The organism is Bacteroides mediterraneensis (assembly GCF_900128455.1).
GTDB lineage: Bacteria > Bacteroidota > Bacteroidia > Bacteroidales > Bacteroidaceae > Phocaeicola > Phocaeicola mediterraneensis.
On sequence record NZ_LT635783.1, the window covers coordinates 1775868 to 1790510 of the forward strand.

Annotated in this window: 12 protein-coding genes and 1 pseudogene; 10 read left to right on the top strand and 3 right to left on the bottom strand. The window is 44.8% G+C overall.

Features of this window, described 5'->3' with window-relative positions; all coding sequences use genetic code 11:
* Nucleotides 1–176 precede the first annotated feature (176 nt).
* From BQ7480_RS07140 to BQ7480_RS07150, 3 genes are all read left to right on the top strand, one after another.
* Entirely contained in the window at nucleotides 177–2477 is a 2301-nt protein-coding gene (locus tag BQ7480_RS07140; protein WP_072546031.1) for a hybrid sensor histidine kinase/response regulator, read from the top strand.
* Nucleotides 2474–3790, top strand: coding sequence for a sigma-54-dependent transcriptional regulator (locus BQ7480_RS07145; protein ID WP_072542306.1), 1317 nt, complete (start codon nucleotides 2474–2476; stop codon nucleotides 3788–3790). The genes BQ7480_RS07140 and BQ7480_RS07145 overlap by 4 nt, the downstream gene beginning before the upstream one ends.
* A gap of 230 nt (nucleotides 3791–4020) precedes the next feature.
* A complete protein-coding gene (locus tag BQ7480_RS07150) occupies nucleotides 4021–4650 on the top strand; it encodes an RteC domain-containing protein (RefSeq protein ID WP_072543941.1) in 630 nt (209 codons plus the stop codon).
* Between the two features lie 77 nt (nucleotides 4651–4727).
* Here BQ7480_RS07150 and mobC read toward each other — a convergent pair whose 3' ends face one another.
* The 3 genes from mobC to mobA all read right to left on the bottom strand — a co-directional run bounded on the left by mobC (nucleotide 4728) and on the right by mobA (nucleotide 8477).
* On the bottom strand, nucleotides 4728–6731 hold the full coding sequence (mobC, locus tag BQ7480_RS07155) for a conjugal transfer protein MobC (RefSeq protein WP_072542307.1): 2004 nt from the start codon (nucleotides 6729–6731) through the stop codon (nucleotides 4728–4730).
* A gap of 88 nt (nucleotides 6732–6819) precedes the next feature.
* Nucleotides 6820–8073: a conjugal transfer protein MobB gene (mobB, locus tag BQ7480_RS07160; protein ID WP_072542308.1), complete on the bottom strand. Its 1254-nt coding sequence runs from the start codon at nucleotides 8071–8073 to the stop codon at nucleotides 6820–6822.
* A complete protein-coding gene (mobA, locus tag BQ7480_RS07165; RefSeq protein WP_072542309.1) occupies nucleotides 8058–8477 on the bottom strand; it encodes a conjugal transfer protein MobA in 420 nt (139 codons plus the stop codon). The genes mobB and mobA overlap by 16 nt, the downstream gene beginning before the upstream one ends.
* Before the next feature lie 849 nt (nucleotides 8478–9326).
* On the opposite strand from mobA, the gene BQ7480_RS07175 reads away from it, so the two are divergent.
* The 7 genes and pseudogenes from BQ7480_RS07175 to BQ7480_RS07205 form a co-directional block, all read left to right on the top strand.
* Complete coding sequence (locus BQ7480_RS07175) at nucleotides 9327–10088, top strand: ParA family protein (protein WP_072542311.1); 762 nt, start codon at nucleotides 9327–9329, stop codon at nucleotides 10086–10088.
* Between the two features lie 5 nt (nucleotides 10089–10093).
* Nucleotides 10094–10504, top strand: a complete 411-nt coding sequence (locus tag BQ7480_RS07180; protein WP_072543942.1) for a DUF3408 domain-containing protein — start codon at nucleotides 10094–10096, stop codon at nucleotides 10502–10504.
* A 1-nt stretch (nucleotide 10505) separates the two neighbouring features.
* Nucleotides 10506–11207, top strand: a complete 702-nt coding sequence (locus tag BQ7480_RS07185) for a hypothetical protein (protein ID WP_072542312.1) — start codon at nucleotides 10506–10508, stop codon at nucleotides 11205–11207.
* 17 nt (nucleotides 11208–11224) lie between these two features.
* Complete coding sequence (locus BQ7480_RS07190; RefSeq protein WP_228115390.1) at nucleotides 11225–11551, top strand: DUF3408 domain-containing protein; 327 nt, start codon at nucleotides 11225–11227, stop codon at nucleotides 11549–11551.
* Between the two features lie 154 nt (nucleotides 11552–11705).
* Nucleotides 11706–12011, top strand: a complete 306-nt coding sequence (locus BQ7480_RS07195; protein ID WP_072542313.1) for a DUF4134 domain-containing protein — start codon at nucleotides 11706–11708, stop codon at nucleotides 12009–12011.
* Between the two features lie 20 nt (nucleotides 12012–12031).
* Nucleotides 12032–12358 carry a DUF4133 domain-containing protein gene (locus BQ7480_RS07200; RefSeq protein ID WP_072542314.1) on the top strand — a complete coding sequence of 109 codons (327 nt, stop codon included), beginning with the start codon at nucleotides 12032–12034 and terminating at the stop codon, nucleotides 12356–12358.
* Nucleotides 12355–14379, top strand: a pseudogene (locus BQ7480_RS07205) (TraG family conjugative transposon ATPase); the annotation flags it as partial. The gene BQ7480_RS07200 and the pseudogene BQ7480_RS07205, both read left to right, overlap by 4 nt.
* Nucleotides 14380–14643: the final 264 nt, after the last annotated feature.

Genomic DNA, 14643 nt, shown 5'->3' on the forward strand with positions numbered 1-14643 from the left:
CCGATTGCAGTGATAGCATGGTACCGATTACACCGCTACGCTTGGTACCGATACAGCGCTATCGTCATATAATATATATAAATATTCGTCTTTGATACTTCCTGCCATTATCTTTGCCGATTAAAATGTTAGTGCAAAGCAATAATGAAGTAATAGAAACGTAAAAAGTAAACAACATGGAACGCAAAGAACAGACCGGGCATATCTGTAGATGGATGGCTTTAGGCATCATGACTGCCATCGTCATCGTAGGATGTACCATTGTAATCGGCCTATTTGAATGGCGCGACAGAAAGGAGATTGAGTGTAGAAATGCAGAACTGCATCAGTGGCGAAAGAATGTGCATGACTTAAACTTGCACATAACGGAATTGTCACTGCTTGGTGAAATGGTTGCGGATTGGGACTCAACAGATGTAAATGAGTATCATTCGCTTCGATTGGAAGTGGACAGTATGCTTGAAGGCATCGCAGGTATCTGTCCGAAAGAAGATTCTGATACGATCTGCCGTCTTCTTGCAGAAAAGGAACAGCTCCTTCTAGATATAAAGGATGCTATGCAGGAATTGAATGCCACTCAAGAAAAGCTGACCGCAGAAGTTCCAAGAATTGTAGAGCAGAATAAGACTGAAAGCAAAAGACTTTCAGCTATGCCACAGCAGGCAAAGCCAAAGAAGCGAGGTTTCTTCAGCAGATTGTTCGGCAAGAAAGAAAATGCAGTAACAACAGGCAACCGTTTAACCCAAACTGAAAAGATGCTCACCAACCTAAACCAAACGGTTGTTGCTAAACATCACCAGCAAAGCCGTAAGGTAGTGGAGATATTGGATAGTCTTGGAAATAGAAATGAAGGTATCAATAAGCAGTTGCAAAGAGTAATCAGCATAGCTGATGAGAATGTGGATAAAGGCATCAAAGTTCGTGAGCGACAAATCGCAGACTTGGAAGGCAATTATACCTATTATTATATAGGGATGATAGGATTGTTGATATTGGTGTTTTTCGTATTATTCCTATTGGTGTGGCGATTCGCATTCAAGACACGTAAGAGCAAGGAAGAAACAAGAAAGGTGATGCTGACAGTAACACATGAGATGCGCAGTCCTTTGTCTGCCATCAAGGATTATGCCCGCAAGATTAGCGGACTTGAAGATGCTACGGATGAAAGCAAACGGTATGCCGACTTGATTGTTGACACATCGAAAGGCTTGACTTCTATGATAGACAGTTTCCTGGTTTACTCCAAATTAGCGAATGGAAAGGCGACCGTCAAGGAACGCCCTTTCCGTATGATGGACATTGCCGAGCAATTAAAGATGGAGTATGAGCCCTTTGCTGCGAAGAAACAACTTGAATTGAGCGTCAACAATAAGGCAGATGGTGTTGTCAATGGAGACAAGGAAAAGGTGCTTACAATAGGACGCAATCTGCTTTCCAATGCCATCAAATATACGGGAAAGGGTGAGATAGTATTGTCCACAACCTATAAAAATGGTGTATTCATGCTAATGGTTAAGGATACAGGAACAGGATTGGACGACAAGCAACAAAAACAAATCTTTAAGGAATTTGCAAGATTGGGAAATGCGGTCACCCAACCGGGATTTGGCTTGGGACTTTCCATTGTCAAGAACCTCGTTTCACTTATGAAAGGAAAAATCGATGTGTCCAGTCACCAAGGGCTGGGAAGTATATTTACCATTAGTCTTCCTATGGCTACAGCCGAAAAGCAGAATGTGGAACCAACTCAGTATAGAACGAAACGACAAGATTCGTTTACTGTCATTGCCATTGATGATAGCCATGTGCAACTGAGTACCATTCGTGAGGCGTTTGCATCAAACGGCATTGTATGTGACACTTGTAATAATGCCACGGATTTATTGGATATGATGCGCAAAAAATCTTATGATCTGCTGATAACGGATTTGAAGATGGCTGAAGTGAATGGTATCGAGATTCTGGAAATGATGCGTATGGTGAACGTGCGTAACTCTAAGACTATTCCTGTTGTTGTTATGACAGCAGCACCAAATGTGAGTGAGCAAGAACTGCTTGACGCAGGATTTGTCGCTTGTCTGTTCAAGCCGATGTCTGACAAGGATTTGATAAACACTGCAAGAAAGTGTGTGAATGGCAAGATAGCAGAAAAACAAATAGACTTCTCTATGTTGCTGACCTACGGCAATGAAAAAGAGACTTTGGAGAATTTCGTAAAGGAAATGACTGATACATTGGGCAGTATCCGTAATGCAGCCAAAGAGGAGAACCGCAAGAAAATGTCCGATGCCATTCACCACGCAAGAAGCTCGTGGATGATGGTACAATCTGACGAGTCTTTGAACTATCTTTTTGACCTGATTGAAGATTCTACATCATCAGACGACGTTATCAACCAAGCGGTTGAGGATGTTTTCGCACATGGTGAGGCAATCATCAAAGCCGCACAAAAGAAAATTGAGGAGGTAACAGTATGAAGAAAGTAATAATCATTGAAGACAGTCCGACATTTTGCAATATGTTGGGCAAGAAGTTGGAGGCGAAGGGATGGAAAACAATCTTATGCTACAATTACAGAGATGGTCTGAAAGCTGTTAAGGAATCCTCAGAATGGAATGTTGTCATTTCGGATATGCGCTTGGGGAATGATAACGGCATCGACCTGTTGGAATGGTTGCGTAGTAACGGCTACCAGAATCCATTTATTATCATGACATCTTACGATGAAAGCATGAGTGCCGTGAAGACTATGAAATTGGGAGCGGAAGACTATATACCGAAGAAATTGTTGCTTGATGTAGTTTATGAACGTTTGGAAGAAATCATAGACAAGCAGAAACGACTCGTAGAGTTGAATAACAAGATTGTTTACCGCAAAAGTGAGAAGTTTCGCCGTATATACAAAATGGCAGAATTGTTTGCCAAAAGCGACATGGCTGTTATGATATTGGGCGACAACGGAACTGGCAAAGAACATATAGCGGAAAAGATACATCTGCAAAGCAAAAGAGCCGACAAGCCTTTTGAAGTAGTAGATTGCGGTACGCTTTCTGCGGAACTTGCCGTTTCCGCTCTCTTCGGGCATGAGAAAGGGGCATTCACAAGTGCGGAGGCAGCAAGAAAAGGTTACTTTGAATTGGCTGCTGGAGGTACGCTGTTCTTGGACGAGATAGGCAACCTGCCGAAAGATGTACAGGCGATGCTGCTGCGTGTGTTGCAATCCAAGAGCTACCGACCATTGGGAGCTATAAAAGACAAAGTGGCTGATGTGCGCATTATTGCCGCCACCAACGAAAACCTGCAAGAGGCAGTTCGGGAAGGACGATTCAGAAGCGACCTGTATTATCGACTTCACGAAGCGGTTATTGAGATTCCACGGTTGCGGGATTGTAAGGAAGATATTATGCCATTAGCTAACTTCTTCCTGAAACTATATGATAGGCATACGGACAAAGAAATAAAATGTATCAGTAAGGAAGCGCAAAGGGCACTTGTAAGCCATACATGGCCAGGTAATGTGCGTGAGTTGAAATCATGTATCATGCGAGCTATGCTGTTATGCGAGAATGAGATAATAGATGTCGAGGACTTGCAGTTGTCACAATCGGCATTGACAGAAGAGGCTTTGGACTTTGATGAACAAGAACGCAAGATCAATCGAGAGCGTATCTTGTGGGCTTTGAAGCAATGTAATGGCATCAAGCGTGATGCGGCAAAAATGTTGGAAATGAGCCATACTACATTCTATGCCCGCATGAAAGAGTATGGTATTCCAACTAACAAGTTGTAATGGTATAAGAACCGTGTAAGGAAGATTGGACAAGTGTCCGGTTTTCCTTACACTATTTCTGCTTGCAATTCCCTTGTGAAAATCTTATTCTCTTGATAAAGTTGCTGATTATCAGGAAATATCATCATCCTATTGTTTAGTCTGTCTTGGAATGGCATATGTATTGGACTAATAAATGGTGTGCGCACGAATACATCAAATTAGTACAAACCCATAAAAGAGACAGCAACATGGAATACAACATATTGTTAGAGACTGATTTTTTCAACTTGCTGAATGCAGGTCATAAGAACAAAAGTGGTAACGCTTTAGAGAACTCATATCGTGAGTTTATCAAGGTTGTGGTTGATTTATGCAGCACTAACGTGAAGCAAGCGGTCTTTGCACTGTCATACGTAGAAACCGAGCTTGACTTTCATCTGTCAATGCCCCATATAAAGGATTGTTTGGGAACCGTAGGCTTGTATGTGCGCAAAGCAATTGCATTTGTCCGCAGAATGCAAGAGCATGTGGCAGCAACATATCATCTTCATGTGACCACATCCACTTCAGAAGCCTCTCCGCCAGTATCATCAGAATCAAAGCCATTAGTAAAATGGACTGGCAATGCCGTTGACCTTGTAGAAATGGTATATGGCATCTGCGTCATGGGAAGCGTGAATGATGGCGATGTGAAGTTCAAGGACTTGGCGCATGCCATGTACCAGTTCTTTGGTATCAAAGCCAAGGACTGCTATCGTTTCTATACCGACATCAGAAGACGCAAGAACTATAGTCGCACCTATTTTTTGGACAAGATGCAGGAGAAGTTGAACGACAAAATGCGAAAGGATGATGAATTGGAAAGAATGAGACGATAAAAAACGATAAATCCCATATATGTATGCAGGGTCGAGTAACTGAAAGGACAATTCCTAAAAGTTACTCGCCTTATTGTTTATTTCTGTATGAGATGCTTTAAGCTCTCGTCACCAGCGATGCGCTCCAGCTCGTCCTTGACAATCAGCTTGACATCCTCCTTGATTTGGTTGTAATTGTCCAGAATAGCTTGCTTCATGCAGTCGTTGCCATCGGCATCCTTGAAGTCGTTGATGATGGGGATAGGCTGATAATGGCTTTCCTCTCGCTTTACCTTATCGGTGTCAACGACAATCTCGGCATGGAAGATCTTCTGCTCTATGCGCTCGGTGAAGTTGTCGGAAACAGAGCCGACAAACATACCTTGGGTAAGACCACTTATCTTGCTTGGCGGAATGAGACTGTCCATCTGGGTATTGATAGATGTAGAGACATCCTGACGGTTGATGGAAATGGACTGGCGCTTTTGGAGCACTTTTCCAAAACGCTCGGATAAAGTCTTGGCGGTCTCGCCAACGACCTGTCCGCTGAAGATATTACCAACGGTATTGATAACCACCTTAGCCTCCTTGTCTCCATAATCACGGACCAACTGCGAGAAGTCCTGGAAGCCCAAGCAGACGGCAACTTTGTTGCTTCGTGCCGTGGCAATCAGGTTATCCAAGCCTTTGAAATAGATGGTCGGCAACTCGTCAATGATAACGGATGATTTGAGTTGTCCCTTCTTGTTGATGAGTTTCACGATGCGGCTGTTGTACAAGCCGAGTGCAGCACCATAAATGTTCTGACGGTCGGGATTGTTGCCGACACATAGAATTTTCGGTTCTTCGGGATTGTTGATGTCGAGTGTAAACTCGCTTGCGGACATCACCCAGTAGAGTTGTGGTGAAATCATTCGTGACAGCGGAATCTTTGCGCTTGCAATCTGCCCCGCCAACTGCTCCATTGCCCCACCTTGCCATGCATCCATGAATGGAGAAAGATAGTTCTCAAGTTCGGGATAGCTCGTCAGTATCGGAAAAACATCCTCGTATCTGCGGTTGAGCAATTCTATGGCATGAGGAAAGGTACAATACTTCCCGTTCTTGTAGATTCTTAGGTACCAAATGATGGCTGCAAAGAGGATAATCGGACTCTCCACGAAGAAGTCGCCCTGCTTCTGAACCCACGTCTTGTTGAGGTTGAGCATGATGGTGTATGCACTCTCATAAGCATCGGAAATGTCACTCATGAAATCCGGGTGAATGGGATTGCAGCGATGACTTCTGCGAGGATCGTCAAAGTTGATGACATAGAACTGGGGCTTGACCTTATATCCATTCTGATGGTTCATCATGTGGTTGTAGGCAATCGTCGAAAGGTCGGGAAACTTGAAATCATAGATATACATTGAATACCCCTTCTCTATCTGCTGTTTGATGTAGTTGTTCACTACAGCAAAAGACTTGCCACTACCCGGTGTACCTAACACGATGGTCGCTCGGAACGGATTGACCACGTTGATCCATCCTCTCTGCCATTTCTTCTTGTAGTAGAAGCGAATGGGCAGATTGACAGAATACTCGTTCTCCATGAGTTTGGTCTCCTGCATGAAACTCTCGTTCTCATTATTGAAAACATCCTCCATGAGGTTGTGTTTCAAGAGCCTGCTCATCCAGAGTCCTCCCATCAACAGGCAGATATAACCCGCTGTCATTGTAAAGATGTACAGCGTGGCATTGCCCAAATGAGATATAGGCAACAATAATATCCACCAGTTGAGGAAGAACAGACAGAAGCCTACGGCAAGAACCGTCCAAATCTTGCTCCAACTCATCTTCTCTGCCTTTACGCCCTTGGTTCCAAGACATGAGAGTGCCAAGAGTAAAAGCGAGAACAACTTTGTGTAGAGGATAGAATGAAACAAGCCACCTGTACGGTTGAAGTTGATAAGGATTCTGTCAACAACTCCGATTGTCACTCCCCATATGTGCATTGCCTCGTAGCAATACCAATATACATTCATAATTGCGAGTATTATACTCACGGCACGGAGAAAATCCATAATTTTCCCCAGTGCTCTCAAATCGTCTTCTTGTGCCATTGTTTTTCAGTTTTGAAGTTATACAAATTGTTTTTGATTGAAGGTAGGCTTTCTCCATTGTATAAGAAAGCCAACCTTGATAACACGATTAAAGACTTCGCCCTTTTCGTTTCTTCTTCTTTCTACGCAACTCTCTGTCAAATGCAGCTTCCTGCGCCTCATTTGAAGGACCGCCTCCAGCCATAAGTCCAAGACCGCTGCCGTACTCATCGAACAAGCTAGAACCATGATATTCCTGTTCCGGCATTGTGACATCTTCCTTCGGGATGGTAAGCGGTATCGGCTGCTCATTCTCGTAAGGTAAGGTGAAGTGCTCCTGCAGGGCATTGGCAGAAAGATTCGTTCCAAGCCTTGAACCATTGAAAACGCTTTGAGTGCGGTGGTCAATGAATGTTGCTCCGTAGATACGGCCGTCAGCTGTATGTCGAAAAACAACATCAATGCCCTTTGCTTTCAGCAGTTCAACGAACTTATCCTTATGGTACGTCTGTTTCAAGACTGCTTCTACGCTATGACGGGTCATCTCGGATAGTTTCTTGTCCTCCTTGAACTTCTTGGCAGAATAAGCGAACCGCTTTTCTATCGCCTCCACACCGACAGATTTGTCAATCTTGGAAGCCTTGAAAGGATTTCCCACCTTGTTGCCCGGTCCGTCCGTGGCAGAATAGACAAAACCATGATACTCACGACCGCCAACTTCGCCTCTGACTTCCTCCAAGGATATATTATATAAGGAGAGAAGTGCACGGTACTCGCCCAAGGACTGGAACCTGTAGGTAGCGCAGAGAGATTTTACGGTATTGGCAACCTGCTTCTTCACATTGCCTTGGCTTACATCCACCTTGCGGAGTGGATTGTCTGCCTGGCGTTGCTTGCGGTCTGCCTTGTGGAGATTGTACTTCTCCTCCAAGTCACGGGTGATAGCCTTGCTCCTATGGTAGTTGTATCGGCTATCCAAACACTTGCCGTTTTCATCCACTCGGATAGTCACGATGTGCATGTGATGACGGTCGATGTCCTCATGCTTGTAAACCATGTATGGCTGGTTGCCATATCCCATGCGCTCCAAGTATTCACGGGCGATGTTCTCCATGTCCATATCCGTCAGCACATCATCGGGATGCGGATTCAAGGATATATGCACGACAGGCTTCTCTGTTTTGATGTGCGGAGAAAGGTATCGCTGGAAATCACGCAAGGCATTGGCGATGCTCGTCTTTCCCGAACAATCATCGAAGATCTTGTTCGTTGCTAAGAGCTTTCCCTCTTCCTTGTTAATCTTTTCACCATTGTATGCCAGTGCGCCATACAATGAACTTCCGAAACTTATCTTTGCGACCATCTTTCCTCAAACTTACGGGTTAGTTCAACAATCTCACGGGTAAGAGAGACCAGTTCCCTGGTGCAATTCTCCAGCTTATAGAGCAAAGCCATCGCCTTTTTCTCTGAGAAATGACAACGGAGTTCCTTGACAATCTGGTTGTAGTTGTTGCCAATCATTCGGTACTGCGAGTGAAAAGAAGAAAGCTTGGTGTAGTATTCCACCAATGTCTTGTCCTCGCGCAGCACCTTGAACGGCTCGCCGAAGATGCGTGCCTTGGCAAAAACAGCCTTTGCCTTCACATCAGTCTGCTCATACATGACGAGGAATTTCATCCACTCGTCATCGTCGAACCGAAGCATCACATGGTGCGACTTCGGGTTCAGCTTGGGGATTCGTCCCCCTCGTTTTCTTTCTGTGTTCATATTAAAATGGATTAAGTGGTATATGCGGCAATAATGGAATTGCACAAACTATCGTCAGATTGGAACATGGGGAGCCCGACTTCGGAGAGGCTACCAACCCGGCAGGGCAAGGTCTTTGGAGAGTAACTCCAAAGGTTTTGAGTAACTCAAAACATACCTTGCTATGTCTTTGAGGACATAAAAATCCGCTTAGGGTGGATTGAAGTTAGCCTTCGTAAGAAGCTGTCCCCATCCCGAATGGAAGCTGTTCGGGAAATCCAGTCCTTTGCGGAATATCAAGCCTTGTTCTTCTCGGAACGATATGGATGCGCTATCCATCGCTTTGCCTTTCGGGTGCAAAATTACGGCTAAAATAGCACCCTTGGAACAGATGCACCCCAGACAACCACTGCAACTATCGGCAACATGCTGCCACAGGATTTGAAAACCATTGTTTTTCGGATTTTTCGTTGTTACTTTGCAGCGTGAATGACAGACATACATGTCTTGAATGATGCAAAACAGACGGCATATTCAGATGCTCCAATGCAGTCATATAAAACGTATTACATGTAATATGATAAAACGTTTGACATGCAAAATGCTTGATATGTAAAATGTAATATAAGTATGCACAAATGTGGCATGACATACAGACTGGCTATAGAACAGTTATGAAGCATGACATATATAAAAGCCATATAGCAAGCATAAAAACAATATAACTGATACGAAAGTTGCATAACATATAATATCACTTGCAAGCCTCATGGCTCATAGATTTGCACCATAGCATGTAGGATGTATCGCAAATAAAAATGCAATACCGCATTATAACAAACAAGATGTATAACTCATAAAAAGACAAACATGAAGAAAGAACCAACATTCATCGCCTTCTCCACCCAAAAGGGAGGAGCTGGCAAGACAACACTAACGGTGTTGATGGCAAGTTACCTTTATTATGTCAGAGGTTACGATGTCGTGGTGGTTGACTGTGATTTTCCACAGTTCAGCATCAAGGACATGAGAGAGCGTGACATGCAGAACATCGAGAGTAATGAGTATCTGTTGAGACAGACGCATGAGATGATGAGAAGAACAGGCAAGCCTGCCTATCCAATCGTGGAGAGTCGTCCCGACGAGGCTGTGGAAACAGTAAAGCCTTTCTTGGAAATGGACACACCGCCAGACTTCATCTTCTTTGACCTCGCAGGAACGATTGACAACCTCGGTGTCATAGAGACCATTGCCACGATGGACTACATCTTTTGTCCGATTACAGCAGACAATGTTGTGTTAAGAAGTTCCATCATGTTCGCCAGTCAGTTGAACGATATGTTCATCAGCGTCGGCAAGACAAATATCAAGGAACTGAATATGCTTTGGAACATGGTTGATGCAAGAGAGAAAACAAACCTCTACGAGAAAGCTGGTTGTGTGATGGACGGATTGGGATTGTCTGTGTTGAACACCTACATCCCAGACAGTAAGCGTTTCAGAAAGGAATGTGCAGAGGATGGTAACAAGGTTGTCTTTCGCTCTACGATTCTACCTCCCGACAAGCAACTGATAAAGGGCAGCAACATAGAGAAATTGGCTGACGAAATATTATCCATTATCAAGAAGTAATGTGTATGGCAAAGAATTTAAAAGTAAACATTGACTCGGAAGAGTTCAGAAACTCATTCCGCCCACACATGCCACCAAGCAGGGCTTCAACGGAAGAACCTATACAGAAGGAGGCACTAAAGAGCGAGGTAAGTAAACAAAAAGAAGCAATGCCTTCCAAGGGTACTTCATCTCTCATGGATGAATACCAAGAAAGGTATATTCGCAGGTCTGAGAATCCAGCTCGTTCTGGCAAGATGACATACATCCGAAAGGAGTATCATGAAACCATCATGCGCCTCGTGTCTGTCATTAACCGTGAGGATATGTCTTTGTCGGGCTATATAGACCATGTGCTGACAGAACATTTCCAAAAGTATGGGGAAGTTATCAAAGAGGTGTATAAGAAGAATAACAAGGATATAATCATGTGGTAATATGGAAATAATGTTATTGATAATTGTACTCCTGTATTTTATGTGGAGTATAGCAGTCTTGGTATTTGATGCCGACATCTGGCTTAGAAGCAAGTTGAGAATAGAAAAGACTAATGTGGCACCTAAGGAAAGTCCGCCTATTCCTGCTGATGACTTCATTGTCAGACACACCTATACTGTCTCACCGAAAAAAGTCCCAAGCGAACCTGTGCAAATTAAACGGGAGGATGATGGTGAAACAATAAGGGAAAATGAGGTTACATTCGAGGATGATCAATCTTTGGTGAAGTCCGCCCGTATTCCTGACAATAAGTTGGATGAAGTTTTCACAGATACACGTATTGAGGATGTTGACGTGAAATACGATGAATCAGAAGAAGAGCCTGTTGTTGAACAAGCAAGTGGCAATAGCTTTGAGGAGATAGACAAGGCTGTTGAAACAGCAAGCAAGCCGAATGCCACAAACGAAGAATGTGCTCATGCTGGCAAGGTGTTTATTGAAATGGAAGGCAATGAACTTTTCAACATGATAGCGGAACGTTCCAAGCAGATCAAACGCAGAATGAATGCGTTGATGGAATTGCACATGTCGAGCGTTTCCACCATCAAGCCTACATCAGAAAAAGCAACAAAAGCTATCAAAAAGAAGAAACTTGTTGTACCAGAAGACTTCAAGGATTTCAATATCAGAGATTTTGTATAACAATAAAAATGAGAATTATGAAAAAAGCAAGAAAGAACAACGGGACTAAGGAGCACATCTGTGTTCAGTCCATAGTGAATGTAACCATGTCGTCAAGTACCAACAACAGAAATGGGTACATCGGCAAGTTCATGACGGATGCAGGCTTTACTGCAAGACTTGGCAGACAGGTAAGCATCAGTGAGGAAACTCATGAGCGAGTAATGAAGTTTGTCAGTGTCGTAGGCAAAGGACAGGTTTCCATGGCAAGTTTCATCGAGAATATCATCAACGAGCACTTCAACATCCACAATGCCGAAATAAAGGCTGCGTTTGATGAAGGACTCAAGGCATATCGCATCTAACAACAAGACAGTACACCAATGAAAAAGAAAGACTACGGCTAAAATCTCAGCTCGCCACTGAATCCACAAGTCGGCATCATGCCGCATGAGTAAACAAAAGTATCAACCGCCAGCCGGGATCATCCAATCCCCAAGGCACAGAAAAAAACGATTTATGAACAAGAAAAACAGAATCATTCTTCTTGCTGCGATGATTTTCGCAGCCGTATCACAGACATTCGCGCAAGGCAACGGACTTGCAGGTATCAACGAGGCAACAAGTATGGTGACCTCCTACTTCGACCCGGGCACGAAGCTCATCTACGCCATCGGTGCCGTGGTGGGTCTCATCGGAGGCATCAAGGTGTATGGCAAGTTCTCGTCAGGCGACCCGGACACGAGCAAGACTGCCGCAAGCTGGTTCGGAGCCTGCATCTTCCTCATCGTGAGTGCAACCATCCTCCGCTCGTTCTTCCTATAATATAATAAGGTATAAGACTTATGGCTGACTACCCAATCAACAAGGGCATCGGTCATTCGGTTGAGTTCAAGGGACTGAAGGCACAGTACCTCTTCATCTTCGCAGGTGGACTGCTTGCCGTCTTCTTCCTTGTGGTAGTCCTCTATATGGCTGGTGCGGATCAATTGGTCTGCATCGGCTTGGGTCTCACGCTCGGATCATTGCTAGTATGGGGAATATTCCATCTGAACAACAAGTACGGTGAGCATGGACTGATGAAGCTCCTTGCCGCCAAGAGCCATCCACGCTATATCCTCAACCGAAGGAAAACAAACCGAATGTTCAAACATAAAAAGAAAGAAGAATGAGAAATATCAGAAAATCAAGCACCCTTGAAAGCAAGTTCCCGTTGCTTGCCGTGGAGCAAGGCTGCATTATCTCCAAGAATGGCGACATCACGGTCGCCTACGAGGTGACGCTCCCCGAAATCTTCACGGTAACATCGCAGGAGTATGAGTCGGTACATGCCGCATGGTGCAAGGCTATCAAGGTGCTGCCAGACTACAGCATCGTACACAAGCAGGACTGGTTCGTGAAAGAGAACTATGCGCCGGACTTGCAGAATAGCGATATGAGCTTTCTGTCAAGAAGCTACGAGAGACACTTCAATGAGCGTCCTTACCTGCATCACCAGTGTTACCTGTTCCTCACCAAGACCACCAAGGAGCGTATGGCACACCAAAGCAATTTTTCCACCTTGTGCCGTGGGCATATCATCCCCAAGGAAATCAAGGACAAGGAAACGGTAGCAAGATTCCTCGATGCCGTGGAGCAGTTCGCAAGAATCATCAACGACAGTGGTTATATATCATTGCGAAAGTTGGCTGATGATGAAATCACAGGCACGGAACGGACAACGGGACTTGTAGGCAAGTACCTATCGCTCTCCACGGAGAACGTGCAATGTTTGGAGGATATGGAATTGTCTGCAAGTGGTATGCGTATCGGAAACAAACACCTATGCCTTCATACCTTGTCGCAAACGGAAGACTTGCCAACGGAAGTATCTACGGACAACCGCTTTGAGCGATTGTCCACTGATCGAAGTGACTGCCGACTATCTTTTGCCGCTCCAGTTGGCTTGCTGTTGTCCTGCAATCATATCTATAACCAGTATGTCTTCATAGACAACAGTGACGAGACCTTGCAGAAGTTCGAGAAGACCGCACGTAACATGCACTCGCTGTCAAGGTACAGCCGACAGAACGCCATCAACAAGGAATGGATTGACGAGTATCTGAACGAGGCTCACTCACAAGGCTTGCAGTCTGTCCGTGCCCATTTCAATGTTATGGCATGGGGCGAGGATATGGAAGAGTTGAAGCATCTTCGCAACGACGTAGGCAGTCAGTTGGCAAGCATGGAATGTGTGCCACGCCACAATACGGTGGATTGTCCGACACTTTTCTGGGCAGCGATACCCGGCAACGAGGGGGATTTCCCGTCAGAGGAGAGTTTCCATACCTTCATTGAGCAGTCAGTGTGCCTCTTCACGGAGGAAACCAACTATATGGATTCTCCCTCACCGTTCGGCATCAAGATGGCAGACCGCATCAGTGGTAAGCCGCTGCACATTGACATCTCTGACCTGCCGATGAGAAAAGGCGTGACAACCAACCGCAACAAGTTCGTGCTCGGACCATCGGGAAGTGGAAAGTCGTTCTTCATGAACCACCTCGTCAGACAGTATTACGAGCAAGGCACGCATGTGGTCTTGGTGGATACGGGAAATTCCTACCAGGGACTCTGCGAGATAATCAACAGAAAGACAGGTGGAAAGGATGGTATCTACTATACCTATACGGATGAGAGTCCCATCTCATTCAATCCGTTCTTCACCGAGGATAAGGTCTTTGACATCGAGAAGCGTGAGAGCATCAAGACTTTGCTCCTGACACTTTGGAAGAAGGACAACGAGCCTGCCACACGAGCGGAAGAGGTTGCCTTGTCAAATGCCGTGTCGCTCTACATCGGTAAACTGAAAGAGGAAAGCGACATCGTGCCGTGCTTCAATACCTTCTATGAGTTTGTGGGAACGGAATACCGCAAGGTACTGGAAGAAAAGAAAGTCCGTGAGAAAGATTTTGATATAGACGGATTTCTCAACGTGCTGGAACCTTACTACAAGGGTGGTGAGTACGACTATCTGCTTAACTCCGACAAGGAGCTTGACCTGCTGCACAAGCGGTTCATCGTTTTCGAGATTGATTCCATCAAGGACCATCCAATCCTGTTCCCGGTCACGACCATCATCATCATGGAGCTGTTCATCAACAAGATGCGCCGCCTGAAAGGCATCCGCAAGATGATAGTGATAGAAGAAGCATGGCTGTGACATGTAAGTCTTGTATATGATTGTTCAACTTTCATTCCACGAGTTGGAAATAGAACGATTGAACCTGTTGTTCCGTCAACAGTAGCCTATGGGAACGTGCGGTATTAAGCAATGAACCCGTGCGGTAACAGAACCAACAATGAAGCCCTTCCGAAAGGAGAAGTCTGAACCGTGAGGGGATGACAACTGCCGTTAGTATCGAACGACAGGGGAGCTAGGCTGAATGGTATGAATAACGTAATGTGAACCGTTGATAAA

Excerpts from the sequence above, each read along its gene's own strand:
- BQ7480_RS07180 (WP_072543942.1), top strand. The coding sequence starts at position 10,094 with ATGGCAAAGAATTTAAAAGTAAACATTGACTCGGAAGAGTTCAGAAAC.
- mobC (WP_072542307.1), bottom strand. The coding sequence starts at position 6,731 with ATGGCACAAGAAGACGATTTGAGAGCACTGGGGAAAATTATGGATTTT.
- BQ7480_RS07145 (WP_072542306.1), top strand. The coding sequence starts at position 2,474 with ATGAAGAAAGTAATAATCATTGAAGACAGTCCGACATTTTGCAATATG.
- mobB (WP_072542308.1), bottom strand. The coding sequence starts at position 8,073 with ATGGTCGCAAAGATAAGTTTCGGAAGTTCATTGTATGGCGCACTGGCA.
- BQ7480_RS07185 (WP_072542312.1), top strand. The coding sequence starts at position 10,506 with ATGGAAATAATGTTATTGATAATTGTACTCCTGTATTTTATGTGGAGT.
- BQ7480_RS07190 (WP_228115390.1), top strand. The coding sequence starts at position 11,225 with ATGAAAAAAGCAAGAAAGAACAACGGGACTAAGGAGCACATCTGTGTT.
- BQ7480_RS07140 (WP_072546031.1), top strand. The coding sequence starts at position 177 with ATGGAACGCAAAGAACAGACCGGGCATATCTGTAGATGGATGGCTTTA.
- BQ7480_RS07150 (WP_072543941.1), top strand. The coding sequence starts at position 4,021 with ATGGAATACAACATATTGTTAGAGACTGATTTTTTCAACTTGCTGAAT.
- mobA (WP_072542309.1), bottom strand. The coding sequence starts at position 8,477 with ATGAACACAGAAAGAAAACGAGGGGGACGAATCCCCAAGCTGAACCCG.
- BQ7480_RS07200 (WP_072542314.1), top strand. The coding sequence starts at position 12,032 with ATGGCTGACTACCCAATCAACAAGGGCATCGGTCATTCGGTTGAGTTC.
- BQ7480_RS07175 (WP_072542311.1), top strand. The coding sequence starts at position 9,327 with ATGAAGAAAGAACCAACATTCATCGCCTTCTCCACCCAAAAGGGAGGA.
- BQ7480_RS07195 (WP_072542313.1), top strand. The coding sequence starts at position 11,706 with ATGAACAAGAAAAACAGAATCATTCTTCTTGCTGCGATGATTTTCGCA.